Origin of the sequence: Winogradskyella sp. PC-19, from assembly GCF_002163855.1 — a bacterium.
GTDB lineage: Bacteria > Bacteroidota > Bacteroidia > Flavobacteriales > Flavobacteriaceae > Winogradskyella.
This window is the reverse complement of record NZ_CP019332.1, coordinates 352,681-375,450: the sequence shown is the minus strand read 5'-3', so window position 1 is coordinate 375,450 and position 22,770 is coordinate 352,681. Positions and strand designations below refer to the sequence as shown.

The 22,770-nt window shown below is 33.2% G+C and carries 28 protein-coding genes; 21 read left to right on the top strand and 7 right to left on the bottom strand.

Annotated features, from left to right (window positions below):
• Positions 1–2: 2 nt before the first annotated feature.
• The 3 genes from BTO05_RS01780 (at position 3) to BTO05_RS01770 (ending at position 2,841) form a co-directional block, all read left to right on the top strand.
• Positions 3–926 (top strand): homoserine kinase, encoded by a 924-nt coding sequence (locus BTO05_RS01780; RefSeq protein WP_087491011.1) that lies wholly within the window; start codon positions 3–5, stop codon positions 924–926.
• Positions 923–2,218 carry a threonine synthase gene (gene thrC, locus BTO05_RS01775; protein ID WP_087491010.1) on the top strand — a complete coding sequence of 432 codons (1,296 nt, stop codon included), beginning with the start codon at positions 923–925 and terminating at the stop codon, positions 2,216–2,218. Before BTO05_RS01780 ends, thrC begins: the two co-directional genes overlap by 4 nt.
• Before the next feature lie 68 nt (positions 2,219–2,286).
• On the top strand, positions 2,287–2,841 hold the full coding sequence (locus BTO05_RS01770) for a DUF4136 domain-containing protein (protein WP_087491009.1): 555 nt from the start codon (positions 2,287–2,289) through the stop codon (positions 2,839–2,841).
• Between the two features lies 1 nt (position 2,842).
• Here BTO05_RS01770 and BTO05_RS01765 read toward each other — a convergent pair whose 3' ends face one another.
• Positions 2,843–4,003 (bottom strand): class I SAM-dependent RNA methyltransferase, encoded by a 1,161-nt coding sequence (locus BTO05_RS01765; protein ID WP_087491008.1) that lies wholly within the window; start codon positions 4,001–4,003, stop codon positions 2,843–2,845.
• A gap of 63 nt (positions 4,004–4,066) precedes the next feature.
• Between BTO05_RS01765 and BTO05_RS01760 the strand changes: the two genes are divergently transcribed.
• From BTO05_RS01760 to BTO05_RS01750, 3 genes are read left to right on the top strand one after another with little or no spacing between them, the layout of a single operon-like run.
• Positions 4,067–4,798: an SAM-dependent methyltransferase gene (locus BTO05_RS01760; RefSeq protein WP_087493252.1), complete on the top strand. Its 732-nt coding sequence runs from the start codon at positions 4,067–4,069 to the stop codon at positions 4,796–4,798.
• 8 nt (positions 4,799–4,806) lie between these two features.
• Positions 4,807–5,481, top strand: coding sequence for a ZIP family metal transporter (locus tag BTO05_RS01755; RefSeq protein ID WP_087491007.1), 675 nt, complete (start codon positions 4,807–4,809; stop codon positions 5,479–5,481).
• Complete coding sequence (locus BTO05_RS01750) at positions 5,482–5,910, top strand: DUF4268 domain-containing protein (protein WP_087491006.1); 429 nt, start codon at positions 5,482–5,484, stop codon at positions 5,908–5,910.
• A gap of 12 nt (positions 5,911–5,922) precedes the next feature.
• Here the strand turns inward: BTO05_RS01750 and BTO05_RS01745 are convergent, their stop codons facing one another.
• Entirely contained in the window at positions 5,923–6,303 is a 381-nt protein-coding gene (locus tag BTO05_RS01745; protein ID WP_087491005.1) for a Fur family transcriptional regulator, read from the bottom strand.
• A gap of 99 nt (positions 6,304–6,402) precedes the next feature.
• On the opposite strand from BTO05_RS01745, the gene BTO05_RS01740 reads away from it, so the two are divergent.
• From BTO05_RS01740 to BTO05_RS01710, 7 genes are all read left to right on the top strand, one after another.
• Positions 6,403–6,756, top strand: a complete 354-nt coding sequence (locus tag BTO05_RS01740; RefSeq protein ID WP_157662509.1) for a MerC domain-containing protein — start codon at positions 6,403–6,405, stop codon at positions 6,754–6,756.
• Between the two features lie 5 nt (positions 6,757–6,761).
• The gene (locus BTO05_RS01735) at positions 6,762–7,988 is read left to right on the top strand and encodes a GTP-binding protein (protein ID WP_087491003.1); all 1,227 of its coding nucleotides are present in this window, start codon (positions 6,762–6,764) and stop codon (positions 7,986–7,988) included.
• A 216-nt stretch (positions 7,989–8,204) separates the two neighbouring features.
• The gene (locus tag BTO05_RS01730) at positions 8,205–8,975 is read left to right on the top strand and encodes a hypothetical protein (RefSeq protein ID WP_087491002.1); all 771 of its coding nucleotides are present in this window, start codon (positions 8,205–8,207) and stop codon (positions 8,973–8,975) included.
• A gap of 54 nt (positions 8,976–9,029) precedes the next feature.
• Positions 9,030–9,341: a hypothetical protein gene (locus tag BTO05_RS01725; protein ID WP_087491001.1), complete on the top strand. Its 312-nt coding sequence runs from the start codon at positions 9,030–9,032 to the stop codon at positions 9,339–9,341.
• Between the two features lie 5 nt (positions 9,342–9,346).
• On the top strand, positions 9,347–9,880 hold the full coding sequence (locus BTO05_RS01720) for a GNAT family N-acetyltransferase (RefSeq protein WP_087491000.1): 534 nt from the start codon (positions 9,347–9,349) through the stop codon (positions 9,878–9,880).
• Between the two features lie 97 nt (positions 9,881–9,977).
• On the top strand, positions 9,978–10,376 hold the full coding sequence (locus BTO05_RS01715; RefSeq protein WP_087490999.1) for a DoxX family membrane protein: 399 nt from the start codon (positions 9,978–9,980) through the stop codon (positions 10,374–10,376).
• A 76-nt stretch (positions 10,377–10,452) separates the two neighbouring features.
• Entirely contained in the window at positions 10,453–10,824 is a 372-nt protein-coding gene (locus BTO05_RS01710; RefSeq protein WP_087490998.1) for a VOC family protein, read from the top strand.
• On the opposite strand, the gene trhA is transcribed toward BTO05_RS01710, so the two are convergent.
• Entirely contained in the window at positions 10,821–11,447 is a 627-nt protein-coding gene (gene trhA / locus BTO05_RS01705; protein WP_087490997.1) for a PAQR family membrane homeostasis protein TrhA, read from the bottom strand. The two genes, BTO05_RS01710 and trhA, sit on opposite strands and share 4 nt — an antisense overlap.
• Positions 11,444–12,130 (bottom strand): DUF4294 domain-containing protein, encoded by a 687-nt coding sequence (locus BTO05_RS01700; protein ID WP_087490996.1) that lies wholly within the window; start codon positions 12,128–12,130, stop codon positions 11,444–11,446. The genes trhA and BTO05_RS01700 overlap by 4 nt, the downstream gene beginning before the upstream one ends.
• A gap of 127 nt (positions 12,131–12,257) precedes the next feature.
• Here BTO05_RS01700 and BTO05_RS01695 point away from each other — a divergent pair, with 127 nt between their 5' ends.
• The 7 genes from BTO05_RS01695 to BTO05_RS01665 all read left to right on the top strand — a co-directional run bounded on the left by BTO05_RS01695 (position 12,258) and on the right by BTO05_RS01665 (position 19,309).
• Complete coding sequence (locus BTO05_RS01695; RefSeq protein WP_087490995.1) at positions 12,258–13,346, top strand: M42 family metallopeptidase; 1,089 nt, start codon at positions 12,258–12,260, stop codon at positions 13,344–13,346.
• A 51-nt stretch (positions 13,347–13,397) separates the two neighbouring features.
• A complete protein-coding gene (locus BTO05_RS01690; protein WP_087490994.1) occupies positions 13,398–14,549 on the top strand; it encodes an aminotransferase class V-fold PLP-dependent enzyme in 1,152 nt (383 codons plus the stop codon).
• On the top strand, positions 14,542–15,096 hold the full coding sequence (locus tag BTO05_RS01685) for an NUDIX hydrolase (protein WP_087490993.1): 555 nt from the start codon (positions 14,542–14,544) through the stop codon (positions 15,094–15,096). The genes BTO05_RS01690 and BTO05_RS01685 overlap by 8 nt, the downstream gene beginning before the upstream one ends.
• A complete protein-coding gene (locus BTO05_RS01680; protein WP_087490992.1) occupies positions 15,096–15,776 on the top strand; it encodes a PrsW family intramembrane metalloprotease in 681 nt (226 codons plus the stop codon). Before BTO05_RS01685 ends, BTO05_RS01680 begins: the two co-directional genes overlap by 1 nt.
• Before the next feature lie 67 nt (positions 15,777–15,843).
• Positions 15,844–16,320, top strand: a complete 477-nt coding sequence (locus BTO05_RS01675) for an acetyl-CoA carboxylase biotin carboxyl carrier protein subunit (protein WP_087490991.1) — start codon at positions 15,844–15,846, stop codon at positions 16,318–16,320.
• Between the two features lies 1 nt (position 16,321).
• Complete coding sequence (accC, locus tag BTO05_RS01670) at positions 16,322–17,761, top strand: acetyl-CoA carboxylase biotin carboxylase subunit (protein WP_087490990.1); 1,440 nt, start codon at positions 16,322–16,324, stop codon at positions 17,759–17,761.
• Between the two features lie 6 nt (positions 17,762–17,767).
• Entirely contained in the window at positions 17,768–19,309 is a 1,542-nt protein-coding gene (locus BTO05_RS01665; RefSeq protein WP_087490989.1) for an acyl-CoA carboxylase subunit beta, read from the top strand.
• Positions 19,310–19,371: 62 nt separating this feature from the next.
• Here the strand turns inward: BTO05_RS01665 and BTO05_RS01660 are convergent, their stop codons facing one another.
• Positions 19,372–20,046 carry an NAD(P)H-dependent oxidoreductase gene (locus BTO05_RS01660; RefSeq protein WP_087490988.1) on the bottom strand — a complete coding sequence of 225 codons (675 nt, stop codon included), beginning with the start codon at positions 20,044–20,046 and terminating at the stop codon, positions 19,372–19,374.
• A 95-nt stretch (positions 20,047–20,141) separates the two neighbouring features.
• On the opposite strand from BTO05_RS01660, the gene BTO05_RS01655 reads away from it, so the two are divergent.
• A complete protein-coding gene (locus tag BTO05_RS01655) occupies positions 20,142–20,483 on the top strand; it encodes a winged helix-turn-helix transcriptional regulator (RefSeq protein WP_087490987.1) in 342 nt (113 codons plus the stop codon).
• A 4-nt stretch (positions 20,484–20,487) separates the two neighbouring features.
• Here the strand turns inward: BTO05_RS01655 and BTO05_RS01650 are convergent, their stop codons facing one another.
• Both BTO05_RS01650 and BTO05_RS01645 read right to left on the bottom strand, forming a co-directional pair.
• Entirely contained in the window at positions 20,488–22,260 is a 1,773-nt protein-coding gene (locus BTO05_RS01650) for an ABC transporter ATP-binding protein (protein WP_087490986.1), read from the bottom strand.
• A gap of 26 nt (positions 22,261–22,286) precedes the next feature.
• The gene (locus BTO05_RS01645) at positions 22,287–22,727 is read right to left on the bottom strand and encodes a DinB family protein (protein WP_087490985.1); all 441 of its coding nucleotides are present in this window, start codon (positions 22,725–22,727) and stop codon (positions 22,287–22,289) included.
• Positions 22,728–22,770 lie beyond the last annotated feature (43 nt).

Sequence of the window (22,770 nt, the reverse complement as noted above, 5' to 3'; positions counted from 1 at the left end):
ATATGGATTCAACCAAAATATTTTCGCCTGCTACAGTAGCAAATGTCTCCTGCGGCTATGATGTCCTTGGTTTCTGTCTCGATACTGTTGGCGATGAAATGGTAATTCATAAAACTTCAAAAAAAGGCATTAGAATCACAAAAATTGAAGGCGCAGAATTACCTTTTGAAATAGAAAAAAATGTCGCAGGAGTTTCTGCATTAGCAATGTATAACGCAGTAAATCCCGATTGTGGTTTTGATATTGAGATCTATAAAAACATAAAACCAGGTAGTGGTATTGGTAGTAGCTCTGCTAGTGCTGCCGGAAGTGTTTTTGGAATAAACGAATTACTAGGAAAACCGCTAAATAAAACAGAGCTCACAAAATATGCATTAAAAGGCGAAGCCTTAGCGAGTCAATGCGAACATGCCGATAACTTGGCACCTGCAATTTTTGGAGGTTTTACATTAGTCAGAAGTGTAAACCCAGTTGATGTTTTACAATTACCAACACCTAATGATTTATATGCGACAATAATACATCCACAGATAGAGATTAAAACTGCTGAAGCAAGAGCAATTCTTCCAGAAAAAGTAGCTTTAAAAGATGCCATTACACAATGGTCTAACGTTGGTAGCTTAGTACACGCCTTGCACACTAGTAATTACACACTTATAAGTAAATCACTCAATGACTATATTGTAGAACCACACAGAAAACAACTCATTCCACATTTTGATACTTTAAAGACTGAATCGCTAAAAGCTGGCGCATTAGGTTGTGGTATTTCGGGTTCTGGACCTTCAATTTATGCGTTATCAAAGGGAGAAGCTACAGCAAGAGAAGTAGAAATCACAATGCAGAATGTATATTCTAAAACCGATATTCCGTTTTATACGTTTGTTTCAAAAATTAATACCGAAGGCATTAAAATTATCGAATGAAATATTATAGCCTAAATAGAAAAGCACCAAATACAACTTTTGAAGATGCTGTAGTTCGTGGATTAGCGCCTGATAAAGGCTTATACTTTCCTGAAAAAATTTCGCCATTACCAAATTCTTTTTTTGAAACTATTGATGATAAATCAAACACAGAAACTGCTTTAGAAACCTTAAAACAATTTATTGGAGACGAAATTGAAGGCCCAGATCTAAAAACAATAATTGAAGACACTTTATGTTTTGATTTTCCAATTATAGAATTCAATGAAAGCATATCTACTTTAGAGCTCTTTCATGGGCCAACTATGGCATTTAAAGATGTTGGAGGACGTTTTATGGCACGTTGCTTAGGCCATTTTAATAAAAATAATTCAAGAAATGTAACAGTTTTAGTTGCAACATCTGGTGATACTGGCGGTGCTGTGGCCAATGGTTTTTTGGGTGTAAAAGGCGTTGATGTCGTAATACTATATCCTAGCGGAAAAGTAAGTGATATTCAAGAAAAACAATTGACAACACTTGGGCAAAACATCACGGCTTTAGAAGTCGATGGTGTATTTGACGATTGTCAAGACATGGTAAAGCAAGCATTTGTAGATGAAGAATTAACTAGTAAAATGCAACTAACATCAGCTAACTCAATAAATGTTGCGCGTTGGTTACCACAACTACTCTACTTCTTTTATGCCTACAAACAATTAAAACACAAAAGCAAAAAACTTGTCTTTTCGGTACCTAGCGGTAATTTTGGAAATATTTGTGCAGGTATGGTTGCTCAAAAATTAGGTTTACCAATCAAACACTTTATAGCTTCAAATAACGCTAATAATGTTGTTACAAACTATCTCCGTACCCAAACTTATAATCCAAAAGCATCTGTGCAAACAATAAGTAACGCTATGGATGTTGGTAACCCTAGTAACTTTATTAGAATTGAAGAATTGCACAATCGTAATTTTGAAAATCTCAAAAAAAATCTGTCATCTTATAGTTTTACAGACACAGAAACAAGAGCAGCATTATTAGAAATATATACTAAATACAATTATGTTGCAGATCCACATGGAGCTGTCGGATATTTAGGTGCTTTAAAACATATCGAAAAGCATCCCAACGACCACGTTGTTTTTCTTGAAACTGCTCATCCTACAAAATTTTTAGACGTTGTAGAAGATGTTATAAGAACTAAAGTAGAATTACCTGAACAAATTAAAGCTGTCATAGACAAAAAGAAAAAAGCAATAAAAGCCTCAAGCTACTCAGATTTAAAACGCTTTTTATTAAATCGTTAAGCTGATATATATCATAGTAATTGGCTATTATATTTAAGATATTTAGTGATATCATTAATCACAATATCATGAAATCAATAGTTCCAATTTTCAGTTTATTCGTACTCCTACTAACAGGATGTGCAGCCAATTATGACATCGTATATGATTATAATATGAATGTCGATTTCGAGAAATATTCAACATTCGTACTCTGTAATGAAGATATTTTTCCTGAAAAAACTTCACACCCTAAAATAGATAACGAGTTTAATCGATCTCTTATAGCTCGTGAAGTTTCAGAACAAATGGAAATGAGAAATCACCAAACAAATATTTTTGATCCTGAACTACAAGCTGGATTTAGAATAGTGGTAAAAAAAGAAACCGTAAGTTTTAAAGATTGCTTTTATTCTGAAGAATTTAGCTACTGGAAAGAATGCAAAATTACTGAGGAAACGTACAATCAAGAAAGCTTAATATTATACGTTGCAGATTTTAACACAAACACTATCATTTGGCAAGCATCAACAGATTGTGATTTAAGTAAATCGAAGAAAAACTTAAAACCTTATATAAAAGAGTTGGTACGTAGATTATATTCTACTTATCCCAAACTCATTAAAGATTCAGAAACTTTATAAATTAAATATTCTTCTTAGCTTTTTTACTGCCTTCGTACATCTCGTACTTGACTAAACGCGCCTCGAGTTTGGCATTAAATACTTTAATTTTTCGAGATGGACGTAAGCCAACAGACTTTAAAGCTTCAAGGTTAGATGTTACTAACCATGCATTTGTATTCGGATAACCATGTTTTAAAGTTGTACCTATATTTCCGTAAAACTCTTCTACGTTTAAATTCTCTAAACGTTCACCATAAGGCGGATTAAAAACCATGTGCAACTTATCCGTTCCAGCTTTTTGTGTTTTAAAGAAATCTTCATGCTGGATATGAATAAACTCATCCAAATGCGCATTCTTTATATTCTCCTTGGCTTTAGCTATTGCGGATGGCGACTTATCATAACCAAAAATTTTATGATGAAAATCTCGCGTTTTCTTCAATAAGGATTCTTCAATCTTCTCAAATAAATCAACATCCCAGTCTTGCCATCGTTCAAAAGCAAATTCTTTTCGCATCAAATTTGGTGGAATATTACATGCAATCATTGCAGCTTCTGCTAAAATAGTACCACTACCACACATTGGATCCATAAAATCAGACTGTCCGTCCCAACCACTCATTAGTATTAAACCTGCGGCCAAAACTTCGTTTATTGGTGCAATATTAGTGGCAGTTTTATAACCACGTCGATGCAGTGATTCGCCCGAAGTATCTAATGAAATAGTGCAACGCTGGCGGTCAATATGCACATTAATTTTTAAATCAGGAAAACGTAAATCGACATCTGGTCTTGTACCATTATTTTCTCTGAAACGGTCTACAATAGCATCTTTAGTTTTTAGTGCCGTGTATTGCGAATGTGTGAATATACTATTATGCACAGTAGCATCTACAGCTAACGAACCATCAGCCTTTAAGTAATCTTCCCACTTTATATTTTTTACATTCTTATATAAATCTTCTTCTCGTGTTATTCGAAAAGATTTTATAGGTTTTAAAATTTTAATAGCAGTCCTAATACCCATATTAGCCTTATACATAAAGCCCTTATCACCTACAAAAGTGACGACTCTGACGCCTGTTTCGACATCCATCGCACCCATGTTCCTGAGCTCATTTGCTAATATATCTTCAAAGCCAAATAAAGTTTTGGCTACCATTTTGAAATTTTCATTCATAGTTTTCGTCCAATGAAACGCAAAAATACAGTATTTTTGCCAAGTCGAAAGACCAATTTTACTATGACAAAAACAACAGAAAAATGGTACGCTTCATGGTTTGATACACCTTATTACCATATTTTATATAAAGACCGTGATTATACTGAAGCACAAGCTTTTATGGATAATCTCACGGAATATCTTAATCTTCCCGAAAATGGTAAAATCTTGGATTTGGCCTGTGGAAAAGGACGACATTCTATCTATCTAAATAAACTAGGATACCAAGTTACTGGTATAGATTTGTCAGAACAAAGCATCTTACACGCAAAACAATTTGAAAATGAAACCCTAAAGTTTAATGTCCATGATATGACAAAACCATATCCTGAAACTTTCGACGCTATTTTTAATTTATTTACAAGTTTTGGGTATTTTGAAACTGAAGAATGTGATTTATATACTATAAAATCAATAAAAGAAGAACTCAATGAATTTGGATTTGGCGTTATTGACTTCATGAACTCTGAGTTTATTATAGATAATCTTGTTGCTGAAGACACCAAAACTGTTGATGGTATTTTATTTTTACAACAGCGTCATGTCGAAAACGGGTACATTATTAAAGATATTTCGTTTACAGCTGATGGAGAAGATTTTAAATTTCAGGAACGTGTGAAAGCTTTTACTTTAAAAGATTTTGAAATACTTTTTGAAAAAGCAGGTGTGCATCTATTGGAAGTTTTTGGAGATTATAAACTTAGTAAGTATTATCCAAAAACATCCGAACGTTTGATTATGATTTTTAAGTAAATTAATACATGAATAAGTACTTATTTCCTTTATATGCCATTGCAATTGGTCTCGTTATAGCATTCTTAACTAGGAAGCAAAAAACTATTTATACTAAGCTTTTATTATCATTTAGTGGTGCCTTCTTATTAGCACTCACGCTGTTTGATTTATTACCAGAAGTATACGAGCATTTAGAATCTAAACGAACAGGTTTACTTATTATGTGTGGTATTCTTCTTCAAATAATTTTAGAGTTTTTCTCAAAAGGCGCTGAGCATGGTCATGTACACATTAATAAAGAAGATTCTAAATTTCCATGGCTATTATTTATAAGTCTCTGTATTCATAGTTTTTTAGAAGGTTTCCCTATTAACCATCATAACGATATGGTTTATGGCGTATTTATTCATAAAATCCCAATCGCTGCTCTATTAACTTCTTTTTTATTACAGTCAAACTATACCATTGGAAAAGCAATAAGTTTTATGCTAATTTTTGCTTCTATGACACCATTTGGCACACTTATTTCTAACACCACATCAATAGCACCAGTCTATCTCACTAGTGTTAATGCTATAGTTATTGGTATATTTCTTCATATTTCTACAACTATACTTTTTGAAAGTAGCGAAGGTCATAAATTTAATCTTTCAAAACTTTTAGCAATTTGCTTAGGTATTTTGATAGCATATTTTGTTTAGATGTTTAGCAAAGAAGAAAGCCGAAAACTACGAGAAGACTTTTGGATAAGCTTTGGAAAGTCTTTCCCAAGAAAATGGTTATTATACAACACTAAAATTAAAGGGCTGTCTTTTAAATTCTATTTTGACACCAAAAAGGCTTTTGTATCATTAGATTTAGAAGACGATTTAGAAAATCGAATTAATTGCTGGGAAAAACTAGAAGCTCTAAAAAATATTTTGCAATCAGAATTTTTACCAGACTCCATTTACGAGGAAGAATATTATCTAGAAAATGGTAAAGAAATCTCAAGGATTTATGTGCCTTTAGAGGAAAAAGTTTCAATTCATAATAAAAACTCTTGGCAAGTTGTTATGGCATTCTTCGCTAAAACAATGCCAAAGTTTGAAGACTTTTTTGAGGAATATAAAGATATTATTAAATCTTAATCTTAGATATTTTTAGGCAGAACAAGATTCACATTGACCCCTTAAAAGGATATCCGTAGTCTCTACTTTATGATTTTTCAAAGTTGGGATTTTAACTTCTAGAGATAAACACTCAACCTTATCACATTCTGTACACTGAAAATGTGGATGTGTATCAGAATGACTATGCGAAGAACATCCATGGCATTTAGCGTACCATTTTAGACCATCTTTACCGTTAAAAGAATGAATAATTCCATCTTGCTCTAGTCTATCTAAAATACGATATACTGTAGTTTTATTCATTTCTCCTTTTACAAGTTCAATTAAACTAACAACAGATTTAGCTTCGTTCTTTTCTTCAAAGATATTTAGTACTGTATTTACAGCTTTTGTTTTTCTGATGATTCCCATAAATACAAATTTAAAGCAACATAGTAGCAATTACAAATTAAAAGATTATTTTTGCAACTCAGTTGCATTAATAAAACTGTTCTAGAAAAAAATATGACTATGATTCAGACAAATAAAATTTATTGGGCAGACAAATTAGGAATAGTTAGTGCTATTCTTTGCATGATTCATTGCCTAGCTGTACCTACTTTACTAACCATGGGAATTAGTTTTCTAAACAACCCAGTAATTGCTATCCTTTTTATATTAATAGCTTTTGTTTCTATTTACAAGACAACCAAAAGGAATTTTTATAAGGGAGTGAGTGTCCTATTGTGGATAGCTTTTGCTGGCTTTGTTATTTCTATAATATTAGAAGAGCGTGCCCAAATTTTTCAGTACACAATGTATTTGTCATCTGTAAGTATCATTATTGGACATCTTTATAGTATAAAATCTAATACCAACCAATAACACTAATGAATAACATAAATAAACTACCTGTTACGGTTCTTAGTGGCTTTTTAGGTGCTGGTAAAACCACGTTGCTCAATCATATTTTAAACAATAAAGAAGGCTTAAAAGTAGCTGTTATTGTTAATGATATGAGCGAAGTAAATGTAGATGCTAATTTTGTAAATAACAAAAATGTACTATCGCGAACTGAAGAGACACTAGTCGAAATGAGTAACGGCTGCATCTGTTGTACACTTCGTGAAGATTTAATGATTGAGGTAGAACGCTTGGCGAAAGAAAATCGTTTCGATTATTTACTCATTGAAAGTACTGGAATCAGCGAACCTGTTCCAGTGGCACAAACCTTTTCTTTCGTTGATGAAGAAAATGGTATCGATTTATCACGATTTAGTTACGTAGATACTATGGTTACCGTTGTGGATGCCTTTAATTTTTTCAATGATTTTGGAAGTCCAGAATTGCTAATAGATAGAGATTTATCAGATATAGAAAATGATTATCGCACAATTGTAGACTTATTAACCGACCAAATTGAATTTGCAAATGTCATTATACTCAATAAAACGGATTTAGTGACTGAGGAGCATTTAGGTGTCCTTAAAAAAATCATTACGAAGCTAAATCCTTCTGCTCGTATCCTCGAATCTAGTTTTAGTAAAATAGAGCCTAAAGAAATTTTAAATACTGGCCTATTTGACTTTGAAGAAGCAGAACAAAGTGCGGGTTGGATAGAGGAATTAAAAAAAGACGAACATACACCTGAAACTGAAGAGTACGGCATTTCGTCATTTGTATATCGAACAAAAAAACCATTTGACCCAAAACGTTTTTGGAAATATGTGCAGTATCAATTCCCGAGCAATATCATACGTAGTAAAGGTCTATTTTGGTTAGCGTCACGACCGGAACAAGCGCTAGTTTGGGGACAAGCTGGTGGCTCACTTAAAGCTGATAGCGCTGGTGTTTGGTGGAGCAGCATGCCTTTTGAAAAACGTATTGAACAAATGCCTTTTGTCGAAAATCAGGCACATATCGAAAGTGATTGGGACACCATATTCGGCGACCGAAAAAATGAAATTGTCTTTATTGCACAAGATATGGATGAGGCATTGATTAAATCACATTTAGATGCTTGCTTGGCAACTGATGAGGAAATTTCTTCTCAAAAATGGAAAGATGGCTATGAAGATACCTGGCCTGTAGAAAGAGCTTATGTAATCAATAAATAGTTGATAATACAACAAACTAGATTTCATTATCTTTAGTGTATAAATCTAAAACTTCAATATCATGAAATACCTAAAGTATATATTAGGAATTATAGCTGTTTTAGCTATAGTTTTTTTTTCCTTGGAATTATTAAATCAGAAGTTTCATATGACTGTGAAGTTCTAGTAGATAAGCCTTTAGCTCAATCTTGGGCCGTTACACAAGACGAAAGTAAAATGTCAGACTGGTTAATGGGTTTTCAAAAAGTTGAGCATATTAGTGGAACACCTGAGACTGTAGGTGCAGTATCAGACGTTTATTTTATAACAGAAGGTGAAGAAATGGTTATAAGAGAAACTATTACCGAGATTATACCCAACGAATCTATATCCATGACGTTTACTTCGGATTTTATGGATATGGATTATAAATTAAAAATGGAAGACCTTAATGGAAAAACAAAGGTAAGTTCTATGACCATTGCAAAAGGAAATGGCATGGTTTCTAAATCATTAATGGCTTTAATGAGTAGTTCTATCAAAGAACAAGAGGAAACAAACTTAGCTAATCTTAAAAAAGTTATTGAAAACACTGAAAGTCATGTACCAACATTTATATTAGAAACTTTAGAGTTAACACATTGTGAGTCGTCTGTTTACGATTCTGAAAATGATATTATTTACGCTTCTTTAATTGGTAACCGTCAAGATGGCGATGGTTCGGTAGCTACCATAAGTACAGATGGAAAAATCGTAAACAAAACTTTTGTAGCCAATCTTAATGACCCAAAAGGTATCGCCATTACTAAAGACAAACTTTATGTTTCTGACGTTACCGAACTTATTGAAGCCGATTTAAAATCTGGAAAAACACTTAAAAAACACACACTACCTAGCATTGCTTTTCTAAACGATGTTGCTATTGATAATTCTGGTAACGTATATATGTCAGACACAAGAACCTCAGAAATATATAAATTAGATACTGATGGAAATTTTTCACTATAGCTTGCTGATGCTGCATTAGATAATCCAAATGGGTTATTAGTTAAGGAAAATATAATGTATGTTGCATCTTGGGGTTCCGCACCAGAAGGTGGTCGTATTTCAAAAATTGATATGATAACAAAAAAAATAGACTCTATTTCTACTATAATTGGCAACTTAGACGGTATTAGACCTTATGACGATGATAGAATGATAATCTCAGATTGGAGAAGTGGAAACATTCATTTAATAGATTCAAAAGGTAATACTGAGAAGATTTTGACAGTTGGTCAAAGTGTTGGAGACATTGCTTACATCAAAGAAAAAGAGCTTTTACTTTTACCTATGAATAAACAGAGTAGACTTTTATTTTACAAGCTGAAATAGGTAAAATGCAGTTTGAAAATTATAATATTCGTTTACTAAAAAACTCTGATATCAATGCATATTATGCAATGGTAACTAAAAATAAAAAGCGCCTAGAAGACTTTTTTACTGGTACTACATCTAAGACAAAATCATTTGAAGATACAAAAGTGTTTTTAGCCGAAATGGTAGATAGAACAAATAGAAAAAAATATTTTCCTTATATCATAGAAGATACCAAAACCAATACTATAGTTGGATTTCTTGATTTAAAGAATATAGATTGGAAAATCCCGAAAACTGAAATGGGACTTTACATTGATAAAGACTATGCTAATAAAGGAATTTCAACAAAAGCCTTTATACTATTCTGTGATTATTGTTTTGAAACTTATGGCTTTAGAAAACTATTTTTAAGAACACATTCAGAAAACTATTCTGCTCGAAAAATTGCAGAAAAAGCAGGTTTTAAGATTGAAGGCACAATCCGCTGTGATTATAAAACAACCTCTGGCGAATTAGTAGATTTGATTTATTACGGGAAACTAAATGACGATTAAAATTCTCTTCTTGTTGTAAGTATTAATGAGAATAATTGACTTATAAAATCATAAATCATTATAACAGTCATTTTACAATAATCAAAATCAACCAAAAATGAAATACTTTAAATTAATCATCCGAATAGCCATTGCAGTAATATTAATACAAACTTTAAGATTTAAATTTACTGCTCACCCAGATAGCGTTTATATCTTTACTCAAGTTGGCTTAGAACCTTTTGGACGTATCGGAATTGGCGTTTTAGAACTTATAGCTAGCATTTTAATTTTAGTTCCAAAAACAACTTGGTTAGGCGCTACTTTGGTCATTGGTATTATAGGCGGAGCAATCATGATGCATCTTACACAATTGGGTATTGAGATTAATGGCGATGGTGGTTTGTTATTCTACACTGCAATAATAACATTTGCACTTAGCCTTTTGACACTTTGGTTTTCCAGAACCGAAATTCCTTTTATTGGGCAAAAATTCTTTTCGGTACATAAAGCTTAAAAATTAAACACTCTGTTGAATTTATTTCTTGCTTTTTGATTACCTTTAGATTATCAATTTCTAAACTAAATCAACCATGAAAGTAGGTGCCTTTTCAATTAGTCTTAGTGTCAAAGATATAAACGCTTCAAAAGAATTTTATGAAACCTTAGGATTTTCAGTATTTGCTGGACAAGTAGAAAAAAAATATTTTATCATGAAAAATGAAGATGCACTTATTGGATTGTTTCAAGATATGTTTGAAGGAAATATTGTCACTTTTAATCCAGGTTGGAATCAAAACGCAGAAACCCAAGTGGATTTTGATGACATAAGAGCCATACAGAAACATTTAAAAGCTTCAGGCGTAAAACTTACTAAAGAAGCAGATGAAAACACAAAAGGTCCAGAAAGTATTACACTGTTTGATCCAGACGGAAATACGATTCTGATTGACCAGCATGTTTAAGCAACGTGGTGGAACATCATCATAAAGTGACAAAACGCGCCACCTAACACAAAGAAATGCCAAATGACGTGATTGTATGGTATTTTATGTATGGCGTAAAACACTATGCCAACAGTATAGAATAAGCCACCAGCAAATAACCATAATATACCATTTGGGTACATTATTTCTGACAATGTTGTAAAATCAAAAACGATAAGCCATCCCATTACTAAATAAAGGAGTGTCGAAAAAATCTCAAAACGACCAGTAAAAAATAACTTAAGAATAACACCAAAAGCAGCAATTCCCCAAACTGCATAAAATAAAGGCCAACCCAAACTATCAGGCAATAGTATTAACAATACTGGCGTGTAAGTTCCTGCTATGAGCAAATAGATACTTATGTGGTCTACGACTCTAAATTTCTGTTTTAAATCGAAGTTAGAAATAGCATGATATGCCGTAGATGCTGTAAACAAAATAATAATAGATAGGCCATAAACAATGACGCTAAACAAATGCCAAGGTTTGTTATTATCGACATTAATAATTAGAAGAATTAATCCAACAATACCTAAAGCGGCACCAAAACCATGAGACCAAGCATTTAGTAATTCTTCTTTCTTAGATTGTTCGCTCATTGTTTTTTTGTAGTCTTTTTAGCGTTAATCCATTTGTCAGTCAAATCGTAGTAATCAATTTCAAAAGCAGGTTTCTGGCGTTCTAATCTTCCATTCTGAAAATCTCTTAACAAGATATCTTCTATCAAAAAATCCTCTTCTACTTCAATCGGAATATATTTTCGTTTCAAAGAAATACTAAAAAGGCTTGCTGTATTATTATACCAAAATGCACGCCATCCATTTCTAAGTTCTTTCACCAATTCAAAAGCAGTTTTACCAGTTTGCCGATGTATCAATTTGACTAAAATCTGACCCTCAGTTTTAGTCATCTTTTTTAGCTCTGCAGAAAACTCTTTTTCAATAAATTTTTGAACTTTTTTGGCGTGTTTCTTCTTTTTTCTTCTTTTTTCAAATTGTTTTAGCTCTTCATTTAGCTCAATTAAACGCTCCGCAGCCATTTTTGCATACGGATAGACTTTACGTGTCTTCCGCCTCAAAATAAGGTATCTGTAACGCTCTTCCTTTGTTACAAACTTTAATGAAGGTAATACCAAAACTTCATCAAGGTCAATGGCTTTTCGAGGTATAGAATCACCTTCAATAATCAAATACTTGTCAACTATAGAATCTTGTTCTACAGGCTCAGTCTGAGCTTGCAAAAACAAGGGAAAAATAAATAAGATGACTAAAAAGCGTTTCATATTAAATCTTTGTTGCTAAAATCATTCCAAAGGTAGTTTTTAGCGCTATTCAAAATTAAGAATTAATCTATGCTATAACCCTAATTTTACTATTAATATTGTTATTTTTAGTGAAAATTTTAATCGCATGGCAAAAAAGAATTTACTCAACAAAAAGTCAATGGACTTTTTAGAAAAATATTTAAATAACGCATCACCAACGGGCTACGAATGGGAAGGCCAAAAAATTTGGATGGACTACCTAAAACCTTACGTTGATGAATTTATTACAGATACTTACGGAACTGCTGTTGGTGTCATAAATCCAAAAGCAAAATATAAAGTTGTTATCGAAGGGCATGCCGATGAAATCTCATGGTACGTTAACTATATATCAGATAAAGGTTTACTTTATGTCGTAAGAAACGGTGGTAGTGACCACCAAATTGCACCAAGTAAAATTGTAAATATTCATACAAAAAAAGGCATCGTAAAAGGTGTTTTTGGTTGGCCTGCAATACATACTAGAAGCCGTGCAAAAGAAGAGCCACCAAAACCAGATAACATTTGTATCGATATAGGTGCAAAGGATAAAGACGAAGTCGAAAAAATGGGCGTTCATGTTGGATGTGTCATTACATATCCAGATGAATTTCATATTCTAAATGGCGATAAATTTGTTTGTCGTGCTTTAGATAACAGAATGGGCGGTTTTATGATTGCAGAAGTAGCAAGACTACTTAAAGAAAATAAAAAGGAATTGCCTTTTGGATTGTATATCACAAATTCTGTTCAAGAAGAAATTGGTCTACGTGGTGCAGAAATGATTACCGAAACCATAAAACCAGACGTCGCAATAGTTACAGATGTGACTCACGATACAACAACACCAATGATAGACCCAAAGAAACAAGGTCTTGCTGAGATTGGTGCTGGTCCAGTGGTGGCTTATGCGCCAGCTGTACAACAAAAACTAAGAGATTTAATCACAGATACTGCCGAAGAAAAGAAAATTCCTTTTCAACGTGCTGCACTATCTAGAGCAACAGGTACAGATACAGATGCATTTGCTTACAGTAATGGCGGTGTAGCTTCTGCTCTAATATCATTACCATTACGTTACATGCATACAACTGTCGAGATGGTACATAAAAGTGATGTAGAAAATGTCATCAAATTAATCTACGAATCGTTATTGAAAATTGAAGATGGCGAAACGTTTAGTTATTTTAAATAATATCAAAACCTGTTATAGTTATTATAACAGGTTTTTATTTACTAATTATTAATGACTTTAAAATCACAACAACATCTCTTTAATATTTCGGAAGGCGTTACGTATTTAAACACCGCGAGCTTCTCTCCTGCTTTTAAATCTGTTGAAACTGCTGGTATTAATGCCATAAAACAAAAAAGTAATCCTGAGTTAAGACAAGCTTCAGATTTATTTGACCCAGTTATTGAGTTACGTAAATTATTCGCTCATATTATTGACGAAGATGATTATAATCGTGTAGTAACAATACCTTCTGTATCCTACGGAATGGCAAATGTTGCAAATAATATAACTCTCAAAAAAGATAATGAGATTATAATCGTTGACGAACAATTTCCAAGTAATTATTACATCTGGGAAAATCTAGCAAACCAATACGACGCAAAAATTATTACAGTAAAACAACCTGAAACTGCAGAAGATTGGAATACTGAAATTTTAAAAGCCATAAATAAAAAAACAGCCTTAGTAGCTATAGGTCATTTGCATTGGGCAAACGGAATTGTTTTCGATTTAAAAGCTATACGAGAAAAAACGAAACAAAATAATGCGCTTTTGGTCATTGATGGCAGTCAATCCGTTGGCGCACTACCCTTTTCTGTAAAAGAAATCAAACCAGACGCACTAGTTTGTGCTGGTTACAAATGGTTATTTGGACCATACGGAAGCGCATATGCCTATTACGGACCTTATTTTGATGATGGAAAACCTATTGAGCAAAATTGGGCTAACCGTTTAGGAAGCGAGAATTTATCGGGTCTAACCCAATACCAAAGTGAATACAAACCTAAGGCAAACAGATATGCAGTTGGTGAAAGTGGAAGTTTTATTTATGTTCAAATGCAAACAGCCGCTTTAAAAGAAATTTTAAAAATTGATACCAAAGCATTTCAAAACTATTGCCATTCTATAACAAAGCACAGTTTAAAAAAGCTAGAAGGCATAGGTTTTACAAGTGATAAACCTGATGTGAGGGCAAAACATTTATTCGGAATTAAAATCCCGAATACTGTTAATATTGAAAAGCTAAAAGGTGAATTAAAAGCTAATAATATTCATCTATCCTTTCGTGGTGAATACATGCGTGTATCATGTCATGTTTTTAACACAAAAGCCCATTTCGAGAAATTATATCAAGTGATAAATTCGGTTGTCAATGGATGAAGTTTTAGATATTGTAGATGCCGAAGGTAAACCAACTGGCAAAACCGCTTTAAAATCCGAAGCACACAAAAACGGATGGTATCACAACACCATTCACCTTTGGCTATACACTGATGACAAACACATTTTATTGCAACAACGTTCTCATAAAAAGGCGATTTATCCTTTATTATGGGATGTTTCTGTAGCTGGTCATATTGATGCTGGCGAAACTTTTACTCAAGCTGCCGTTCGTGAAACTGAAGAAGAAATCGGACTGAAACTAAATGAAAGTGAATTAACTAAAATAGGAACTCATCTTCATCAATCTATTTATAACGAAGGTGCCATAAAAGATTTTGAATTTCATCAAGTCTATATAGCGGAGCTTCAAGTTAAGTTAGAAAAATTAATACCTCAAAAAGACGAAGTCGAAGCACTTAAACTTGTATCTTTTAATGAGTTTAAAAATTTATTAGATAATAGTGAGCACAATTCGCATTTTATAGCATCTAATGCTTCATACTATCAGTTCGTTTTAGAAAAGATTAAAAAACAAACCAACTAATGCAATTACTCTTACTTGCAGTCGCACCGATATTAGCTATCAGTACTTATATTTATCTTCAAGATAAACACGAAAAAGAACCTTTTGGTCTGCTCATTAAAAGCTTTTTATTAGGTGCTTTTGTTAGTATTGCCATCGTTCTTATACTCTATGCTTTTACTGGTCGCTTGATTCCTTTGACTGACAAATTCAGTATTTGGCAGCAATTTATACAAGCATTTGTTGTAGTGGCTTTGGCTGAAGAATTCAGTAAATACGTCATCGTTAAATATTTTGCACAGCCAAAAAAAGACTTTAATGAGCCTTATGATGGTATTGTATATGCCGTTATGGTATCTATGGGTTTTGCTTGTACAGAGAACATCATGTATGTTTTAGATAGTGGTTACCAAACAGCAGTTCTTAGAGCTTTTACGGCAGTACCAGCACATGCGACTTTTGGTGTGCTAATGGGTTATTTTATGGGTAAAGCCAAGTTTTCTAAAAACAGATTCAAACTCAACATGGCAGGTTTACTATTGGCAACTTTATTTCATGGTTCTTATGATTTTTTTCTGTTCATTAATTTCATTCCAGGGATTTACATTGGTGCCTTCATCTCACTAATCATAGGGATTATCCTGTCAAAAAAAGCAATTAAACGACATCAAAGGGATTCTAATTTTAATCCTGATAAATAAATTATGATTTCCTTCATATTTTCTACCTAAAGATTGCACTAATTTTGCATACATAAAAACCAATACTATGTATAAAATTAAAGTCAATAAAACCTTTAGTTTTGAAACCTCTAAAGATGATATTCATCAACTAGATTTTGTCGAAACTTCAGAAAACGAATTTCATATTCTACAAAACAATATTTCTGTAAAGGCTTCAGTTTTACAATCAGATTTTAATCAAAAAAACTATACTGTAAAAGTGAACAACAACACTTATAGTGTTGATATTCAAGATACTTTAGACCAACAAATCGCCGAATTAGGATTTGAGTTAGGAGCATCCAAGAAAGTAAACAGCATTAAAGCACCGATGCCTGGTCTTATACTAGAAATTAACGTAGTGACAGGTCAAGACGTCAAAGAAAACGACGCGATTTTGATTTTAGAAGCTATGAAAATGGAAAACGTTATCAATTCTCCAAGAGATGGTGTTATAAAATCTATTGCCATAAAACAAGGAGAAACCGTAGACAAAAATTCATTATTAATCGAATTTGAATAAGATGAAAAAGATATTAATTGCCAATCGTGGTGAAATCGCCATCCGAGTGATGACTACCGCAAAGAAAATGGGAATCAAAACCGTAGCTGTTTTCTCTGAAGTCGATAGAAATGCACCTCATGTTAAATTTGCTGATGAAGCAGTTTGTATTGGTCCAGCGCCTTCAAATCAATCGTATTTATTAGGTGATAAAATTATTGATGTTGCAAAATCTCTAAATGTAGATGGTATTCATCCTGGTTATGGATTTTTAAGTGAAAATGCTGATTTTGCTAAGCTTTGCGAAGCAAATAACATCATATTTATTGGACCAAAATCTAAAGCGATACAGATGATGGGCGACAAATTAGCCGCTAAAGATGCTGTTAAAGATTATAATATCCCTATGGTTCCTGGAGTAGACCATGCTGTTACTGACCCAGCTGAAGCCATAGAAATTGCTAAACAAATTGGATTGCCTATCTTAATTAAAGCTGCTGCTGGTGGCGGCGGAAAAGGTATGCGTGTTGTTGAGCAAGAAAAAGATATTGAAAGCCAAATGAAACGTGCCATAAGTGAAGCGACTTCCGCATTCGGAGATGGTTCTGTTTTTGTAGAAAAATATGTGACATCACCTCGTCATATCGAGATTCAGGTTATGGCAGATAGTCATGGCAATTTTTTGCACTTTTTTGAACGCGAATGTTCTGTACAACGTCGCCATCAAAAAGTAGTTGAAGAAGCGCCTTCTGTGGTTTTAACGCCTCAATTGAGAGAACAAATGGGGCAAGCAGCCATTGATGTTGCTCGTGCTTGTGATTATTTAGGTGCTGGTACTGTTGAGTTTTTATTGGATGCAGACCATAATTTCTATTTCTTAGAGATGAATACGAGACTTCAAGTTGAGCATCCTGTATCTGAATTAATATCTGGTGTCGATTTAGTAGAACTTCAAATTAAAGTCGCTCGAGGCGAAAAATTAGAAATAAAACAAGAAGATTTAAAAATCAAAGGTCACGCTTTAGAACTTCGTGTTTATGCAGAAGACCCAATGAATGACTTTTTACCAAGCGTGGGAAATTTAGAAGTTTACAAATTACCTGTTGGTAAAAACATTAGAGTAGATAATGGTTTTGAAGAAGGTATGGATATACCAATCTACTATGACCCAATGCTATCAAAATTAATTACTTATGGCGAAACTCGTGCTGAAGCGATTGAGCTTATGATTAAAGCTATAGATAGTTATCATATTAAAGGTGTAGAGACGACATTGCCTTTTGGTCGTTTTGTTTGTGAACACGAAGCCTTTAGAAGTGGTCATTTCGACACCCATTTTGTAAAGAAATACTACTCACCTAGCCTTTTAGAAGAGCAACATAAAGCAGAAGCAGAAGTTGCTGCACAAATAGCTTTAAAAGTTTATCTAGAAGAGCAAAAATTATTAAGACTACCAAACTAAGATACTATGGATTCGAAAATAAAAACTCTAAACGAAAAGCTTGAATTATCAAAACTTGGTGGTGGTCAAGCACGAATAGATAAGCAGCATCAAAAGAAAAAACTGACTGCAAGAGAACGTGTTTTATATTTACTAGACGAAGGTTCTTTTGAAGAAATTGGTGCTTTAGTGACACACCGAACAACTGATTTCGGAATGGCAAATCAAAAATTTTATGGAGATGGTGTTGTCACTGGATATGGTACGGTCAATGGAAGACTCATCTATGTATTTGCTCAGGACTTTACCGTATTTGGTGGTTCGTTATCAGAAACTCATGCAGAGAAGATTTGTAAAATTATGGATATGGCCGTTAATGTTGGTGCTCCAATAATTGGACTTAATGATTCTGGTGGTGCACGTATCCAAGAAGGAGTTCGTTCGTTAGGTGGTTATGCAGATATTTTTTACAGAAATGTGCAAGCTTCTGGTGTTATTCCGCAAATTTCAGCAATTATGGGACCATGTGCTGGTGGTGCTGTATACTCACCTGCTATGACAGATTTCACGCTAATGGTTCAAGACTCGAGCTATATGTTTGTTACTGGTCCTAATGTGGTAAAAACAGTCACAAATGAAGAAGTTACAAGCGAAGAATTGGGTGGTGCTAGTGTTCACTCAACAAAATCTGGTGTAGCCCATAAAACCTCTTCAAATGATGTTGAAGCTCTTGAAGATATTAAAACATTACTCGATTATTTACCTCAAAATAATACTGAGAAACCAAAAGATATTCCGTTTGAATTAAAAGACGAAGTTCGTGAGACTTTATCTAATATAGTACCAGATAACCCTAATAAGCCTTACGACATGCATAATGTTATTGAGGGTATTATTGATGAAGATTCTTTTTATGAAATACATAAGGATTATGCAGAAAATATAATTGTTGGTTTTGCACGTTTAGGCGGAAAATCTGTTGGTATCATTGCAAATCAACCCATGTATTTAGCTGGTGTTTTAGATGTAAACAGCTCCAAGAAAGCGGCAAGATTTGTTCGCTTTTGTGATGCATTCAATATTTCTCTATTAGTTTTAGAGGATGTGCCAGGGTTTTTACCAGGAACCGACCAAGAATGGAATGGTATTATTGTTCACGGTGCAAAATTATTATACGCTTTTAGTGAAGCAACAGTACCAAGAGTAACTGTTATTACTAGAAAAGCCTATGGTGGTGCTTATGATGTGATGAATTCAAAACATATTGGTGCTGATATGAATTTTGCGTGGCCAAATGCTGAGATTGCCGTAATGGGTGCAAAAGGTGCTGCAGAAATAATCTTTAAACGCGAGATATCTTCAGCTGAGGATAAAGATGCGAAATGGAAAGAAAAAGAAGCAGAATATGCTGAATTATTCGCAAATCCTTATAGTGCTGCAGAACGTGGTTTTGTAGATGAAGTTATTCTTCCTGAAAATACAAGACGAAAGCTTATCAAAGCATTTAGTATGTTAGAAGGTAAAGAAGTGAATAGACCAAAGCGAAAGCATGGAAATATACCTCTTTAGATAAATAAATATAAACGGTTTGAGTGATTACTCAAACCGTTTTTTATTACTTAATTCTAAGTCTATCTCCAAGTTACAATATCTTCAAAATCTCTTCTTGTCTTTGCGTGTGGCGGTTCTTCTTTTCTGTATCCAAAAGCGACCATATAAGACAAGCCATATTTATCAGTATCTACTCCAAACTTATCCTGTAGAAGTGCATTTATTTTTTCCTCATGAAAACCTTCAATTGGACAACTATCAATTCCTACTAAAGCAGCAGAAGTCATCATATTTGCTAAAGCGATATACGTTTGTTTAGACGCCCAATCAAATAGTTTTTTATCAGAATCTAAATTAAAGTCACGTTCCTGAAATTCTCTGTAAAACTTAGAATACATTTCGATAACATCTTCTGGGAACTGCTTTACCTCTTTCATCATATGCAAGATGTAATCAGAATTCCATTTAGTCATAGGTGCTTTCATACTTAACCCCAAAATAAAGTGGCTTGCTGTATCTAGTTTTAATGGTGCTCCCCAAGCAACAGGTTTAAGTAATTCTCTTAGTTCTTTATCTTGAACTACAATAAAATGCCAAGGCTCAAAACCAAAAGAGCTAGGTGATAAATTTGCAGTCTTTAAAATAAAATTGATATCATCATCAGTCAGCTTGCGTGTTGCATCAAATTCTTTTGTTGCATGTCTATATTGAAATGCATTAAGAACGTCTTCTTTAGTAATATTAGGTGTACTCATTGTAATTATTTTATTATACTATATTTTTTATAGTTGCAAAACTAAGTATAGTATTTTACCTTTGCAATAACGGTCAAATATGATAGTATAAAATTATGGCAGATATAATTAAAGAAACATACTCTTACAATGGTAAGGAATATCCTTGTTGTGCTAGTCTTACCATGGGTGTAATAGGCGGAAAATGGAAAACAGTTATACTTTACCATTTAATAAATGGCACCTTACGTTATAATGAATTACGCAAGCTTATGCCTACTGTTACTGAGCGCACTCTAAGCTTACAATTAAAGAAACTTGAAGAGGATAAAATTATTGAACGCAAAGTATACACAAAGAAACCACCACTTAAAGTGGAATACCGATTAACCACTCTTGGAGAAACACTTATTCCTATAATTCGTTCTATTTCAAATTGGGGTAATTCTGTGTCTTGAATAACTATATCTTAGCCTGAAACGTATACAAATCGTAATATCGCGCTTTCTTAGCAAGTAGTTCGTCATGGTTACCACGTTCTACAATTTTACCAGCTTCGATGACTAAAATTTGGTCAGCGCGCTTAATTGTGCTTAAACGGTGAGCAATAACTATAGTAGTTCTGTTATTAGTTAATTCTGATAAACTCTTTTGAATTAATCCTTCACTTTCAGTATCTAAATTTGAAGTTGCTTCATCTAAAATGATAATTTTTGGGTCTGCTAAAATAGCCCTTGCAATAGCAATACGTTGGCGCTGCCCTCCAGAAAGCTTTACACCACGTTCTCCAATCAAAGTTTCTAAACCATCATCAAATCGGTCTGTAAACTCATTGACATATGCAGCTTTAACTGCATTCTGTAATTGCGCTTCTGTAGCATTTGGTCTTGGGAACATAATATTTTCACGAATGGAACCTTCGAACAAAAATTCATCTTGCAACACCACACCTAAATGCTTTCTAAAGCTATTCAATTTGACTTTAGATAAATCCTCACCATCTATAGTGATTTTACCAGAATTTGGATTCAAAAATGTCGCTGATAATCCAGCAATCGTAGATTTTCCTGAACCAGAACTACCTACTAATGCAATGACAGAACCTGATGGTGCATTAAAATTGATATTATGTAGCACTGGTTTGTTTTCTTCATATTCAAAAGAGACGTCACTAAATTCTATATTTCCTTTTAGAGCTTGCAACTCAATTGTTCTGCTCTCATCTTCATCTTCAGCTGTCATATTCATTAACTCTTCAGTTCGGTCTAAACCTGCTAAAGCTTCGGTCAATTGACTACCAATATTACTCATTTGTACTATTGGTGCAATCATAAAACCTAATATCAATGTAAAGAATAGAAACTCACCTGTCGTCATGCTATCTTGCATCATGTAATAACCACCTATACCCATGATTCCTGTAGTCGCAACTCCAATCAAAAACGTAGATGAACTTGTCATTAAAGCTGTAGCAGTTAAACTCTTTTTTACATTTTGAAAAATACTATCGACTCCTTTTTCAAAAACTTTATTTTCCTGATTTTCCGCATTAAAAGCTTTTATTACTCTAACACCAGCTAAGGTTTCTGTCAAACGACCTTTGACTTCTGCATTAATTTTTCCGCGTGTCCTAAATATTGGTCGTATATATTTGAAAGCTTTTAAAGCAATGAATGCAAAGATTGACAATGGAACGAATACAAAAAGGGTCATCCACGGATTTAAGTTTATTAAAATAATTAGTGAGATTATGGCAGTAAATGTGCCACCAACCAATTGTACCAAACCTGTGCCAATAAGGTTACGAACACCTTCTACATCACTCATAATTCTTGATACTAAAGCACCTGATTTTGTGTTATCAAAAAAACTGATTGGTAACGATAATACCTTCTTTTGAACTTGAGCACGTAATTCACTTATTAAAAACTGAGCTTGTACGCTTAGTATTTTTGTTAAAGCGAATGATGTCACAGCTTGAATTAATATTGCTGTAATAACTATGGCAATTAAACTGTATAATTGACTAAAATCTTTTTGAGGAACAACCTCATCCAATAACACTTTACTTTGCCATGGTAAAATTAAACCTGCTAAGCTCCTTAAAATAATAAGCAAAAGTCCAATAAAAACTAGATTTCGTCTTGGCCAAATAATAGTTTTAAAAGCCTTACCTATTGTTACTTTAGGCTTCTTTTTTGTTTTATCTACTGACTTTTCTTTAAGGTGATGCATATATTAAATCTCTTTAAACAAAGATACTACTCTAGTAATCGTCTGTGATAGTTTATTTGACCTAAATGGTATGCTAAATGTGATTTTAGATGTAACAAAAAATATTCTGTAGTCATGTAATCTTCAAAAGGATTTCTTCTATACTCTTCCTGTAAGTTGGCTTCGGTTAAATTTGATAATGTTTTATCAATGACATTCTGAGTATCATCAATCATTTTTATCATTTCTGAAACAGAAATATTTTTTTGAGAGAATTCTAAATCACGCTTTCTTATGTAACCAGAATTTCCCAATATTGCTCCAATAAAATGATTAAGATTACCAACGATATGCAATACCAAATTACCAGTACAATTAGAAATCTCTTTATCTACAAGCCATATATTGGCTTCATTTTTATAAGATTGCAATTCTTTTTTTACTGCATTTAAATCTCGTTTATAAAGTTTTATTAAGGATTCTGTCATTTTTTTAAGTATTGAGTAATTAAATTATGCTATTTACAAAAGC

Excerpts from the sequence above, each read along its gene's own strand:
- BTO05_RS01735 (WP_087491003.1), top strand. The coding sequence starts at position 6,762 with ATGAATAACATAAATAAACTACCTGTTACGGTTCTTAGTGGCTTTTTA.
- BTO05_RS01755 (WP_087491007.1), top strand. The coding sequence starts at position 4,807 with ATGAATAAGTACTTATTTCCTTTATATGCCATTGCAATTGGTCTCGTT.
- BTO05_RS01725 (WP_087491001.1), top strand. The coding sequence starts at position 9,030 with ATGTATGTTGCATCTTGGGGTTCCGCACCAGAAGGTGGTCGTATTTCA.
- thrC (WP_087491010.1), top strand. The coding sequence starts at position 923 with ATGAAATATTATAGCCTAAATAGAAAAGCACCAAATACAACTTTTGAA.
- BTO05_RS01665 (WP_087490989.1), top strand. The coding sequence starts at position 17,768 with ATGGATTCGAAAATAAAAACTCTAAACGAAAAGCTTGAATTATCAAAA.
- BTO05_RS01650 (WP_087490986.1), bottom strand. The coding sequence starts at position 22,260 with ATGCATCACCTTAAAGAAAAGTCAGTAGATAAAACAAAAAAGAAGCCT.
- BTO05_RS01730 (WP_087491002.1), top strand. The coding sequence starts at position 8,205 with ATGTCAGACTGGTTAATGGGTTTTCAAAAAGTTGAGCATATTAGTGGA.
- BTO05_RS01750 (WP_087491006.1), top strand. The coding sequence starts at position 5,482 with ATGTTTAGCAAAGAAGAAAGCCGAAAACTACGAGAAGACTTTTGGATA.
- BTO05_RS01745 (WP_087491005.1), bottom strand. The coding sequence starts at position 6,303 with ATGGGAATCATCAGAAAAACAAAAGCTGTAAATACAGTACTAAATATC.
- BTO05_RS01760 (WP_087493252.1), top strand. The coding sequence starts at position 4,067 with ATGACAAAAACAACAGAAAAATGGTACGCTTCATGGTTTGATACACCT.
- BTO05_RS01740 (WP_157662509.1), top strand. The coding sequence starts at position 6,403 with ATGATTCAGACAAATAAAATTTATTGGGCAGACAAATTAGGAATAGTT.
- trhA (WP_087490997.1), bottom strand. The coding sequence starts at position 11,447 with ATGAGCGAACAATCTAAGAAAGAAGAATTACTAAATGCTTGGTCTCAT.
- BTO05_RS01685 (WP_087490993.1), top strand. The coding sequence starts at position 14,542 with ATGGATGAAGTTTTAGATATTGTAGATGCCGAAGGTAAACCAACTGGC.
- BTO05_RS01765 (WP_087491008.1), bottom strand. The coding sequence starts at position 4,003 with ATGAATGAAAATTTCAAAATGGTAGCCAAAACTTTATTTGGCTTTGAA.
- BTO05_RS01690 (WP_087490994.1), top strand. The coding sequence starts at position 13,398 with ATGACTTTAAAATCACAACAACATCTCTTTAATATTTCGGAAGGCGTT.
- BTO05_RS01715 (WP_087490999.1), top strand. The coding sequence starts at position 9,978 with ATGAAATACTTTAAATTAATCATCCGAATAGCCATTGCAGTAATATTA.
- BTO05_RS01695 (WP_087490995.1), top strand. The coding sequence starts at position 12,258 with ATGGCAAAAAAGAATTTACTCAACAAAAAGTCAATGGACTTTTTAGAA.
- BTO05_RS01770 (WP_087491009.1), top strand. The coding sequence starts at position 2,287 with ATGAAATCAATAGTTCCAATTTTCAGTTTATTCGTACTCCTACTAACA.
- BTO05_RS01780 (WP_087491011.1), top strand. The coding sequence starts at position 3 with ATGGATTCAACCAAAATATTTTCGCCTGCTACAGTAGCAAATGTCTCC.
- BTO05_RS01645 (WP_087490985.1), bottom strand. The coding sequence starts at position 22,727 with ATGACAGAATCCTTAATAAAACTTTATAAACGAGATTTAAATGCAGTA.
- accC (WP_087490990.1), top strand. The coding sequence starts at position 16,322 with ATGAAAAAGATATTAATTGCCAATCGTGGTGAAATCGCCATCCGAGTG.
- BTO05_RS01675 (WP_087490991.1), top strand. The coding sequence starts at position 15,844 with ATGTATAAAATTAAAGTCAATAAAACCTTTAGTTTTGAAACCTCTAAA.
- BTO05_RS01660 (WP_087490988.1), bottom strand. The coding sequence starts at position 20,046 with ATGAGTACACCTAATATTACTAAAGAAGACGTTCTTAATGCATTTCAA.
- BTO05_RS01700 (WP_087490996.1), bottom strand. The coding sequence starts at position 12,130 with ATGAAACGCTTTTTAGTCATCTTATTTATTTTTCCCTTGTTTTTGCAA.
- BTO05_RS01655 (WP_087490987.1), top strand. The coding sequence starts at position 20,142 with ATGGCAGATATAATTAAAGAAACATACTCTTACAATGGTAAGGAATAT.
- BTO05_RS01720 (WP_087491000.1), top strand. The coding sequence starts at position 9,347 with ATGCAGTTTGAAAATTATAATATTCGTTTACTAAAAAACTCTGATATC.
- BTO05_RS01680 (WP_087490992.1), top strand. The coding sequence starts at position 15,096 with ATGCAATTACTCTTACTTGCAGTCGCACCGATATTAGCTATCAGTACT.
- BTO05_RS01710 (WP_087490998.1), top strand. The coding sequence starts at position 10,453 with ATGAAAGTAGGTGCCTTTTCAATTAGTCTTAGTGTCAAAGATATAAAC.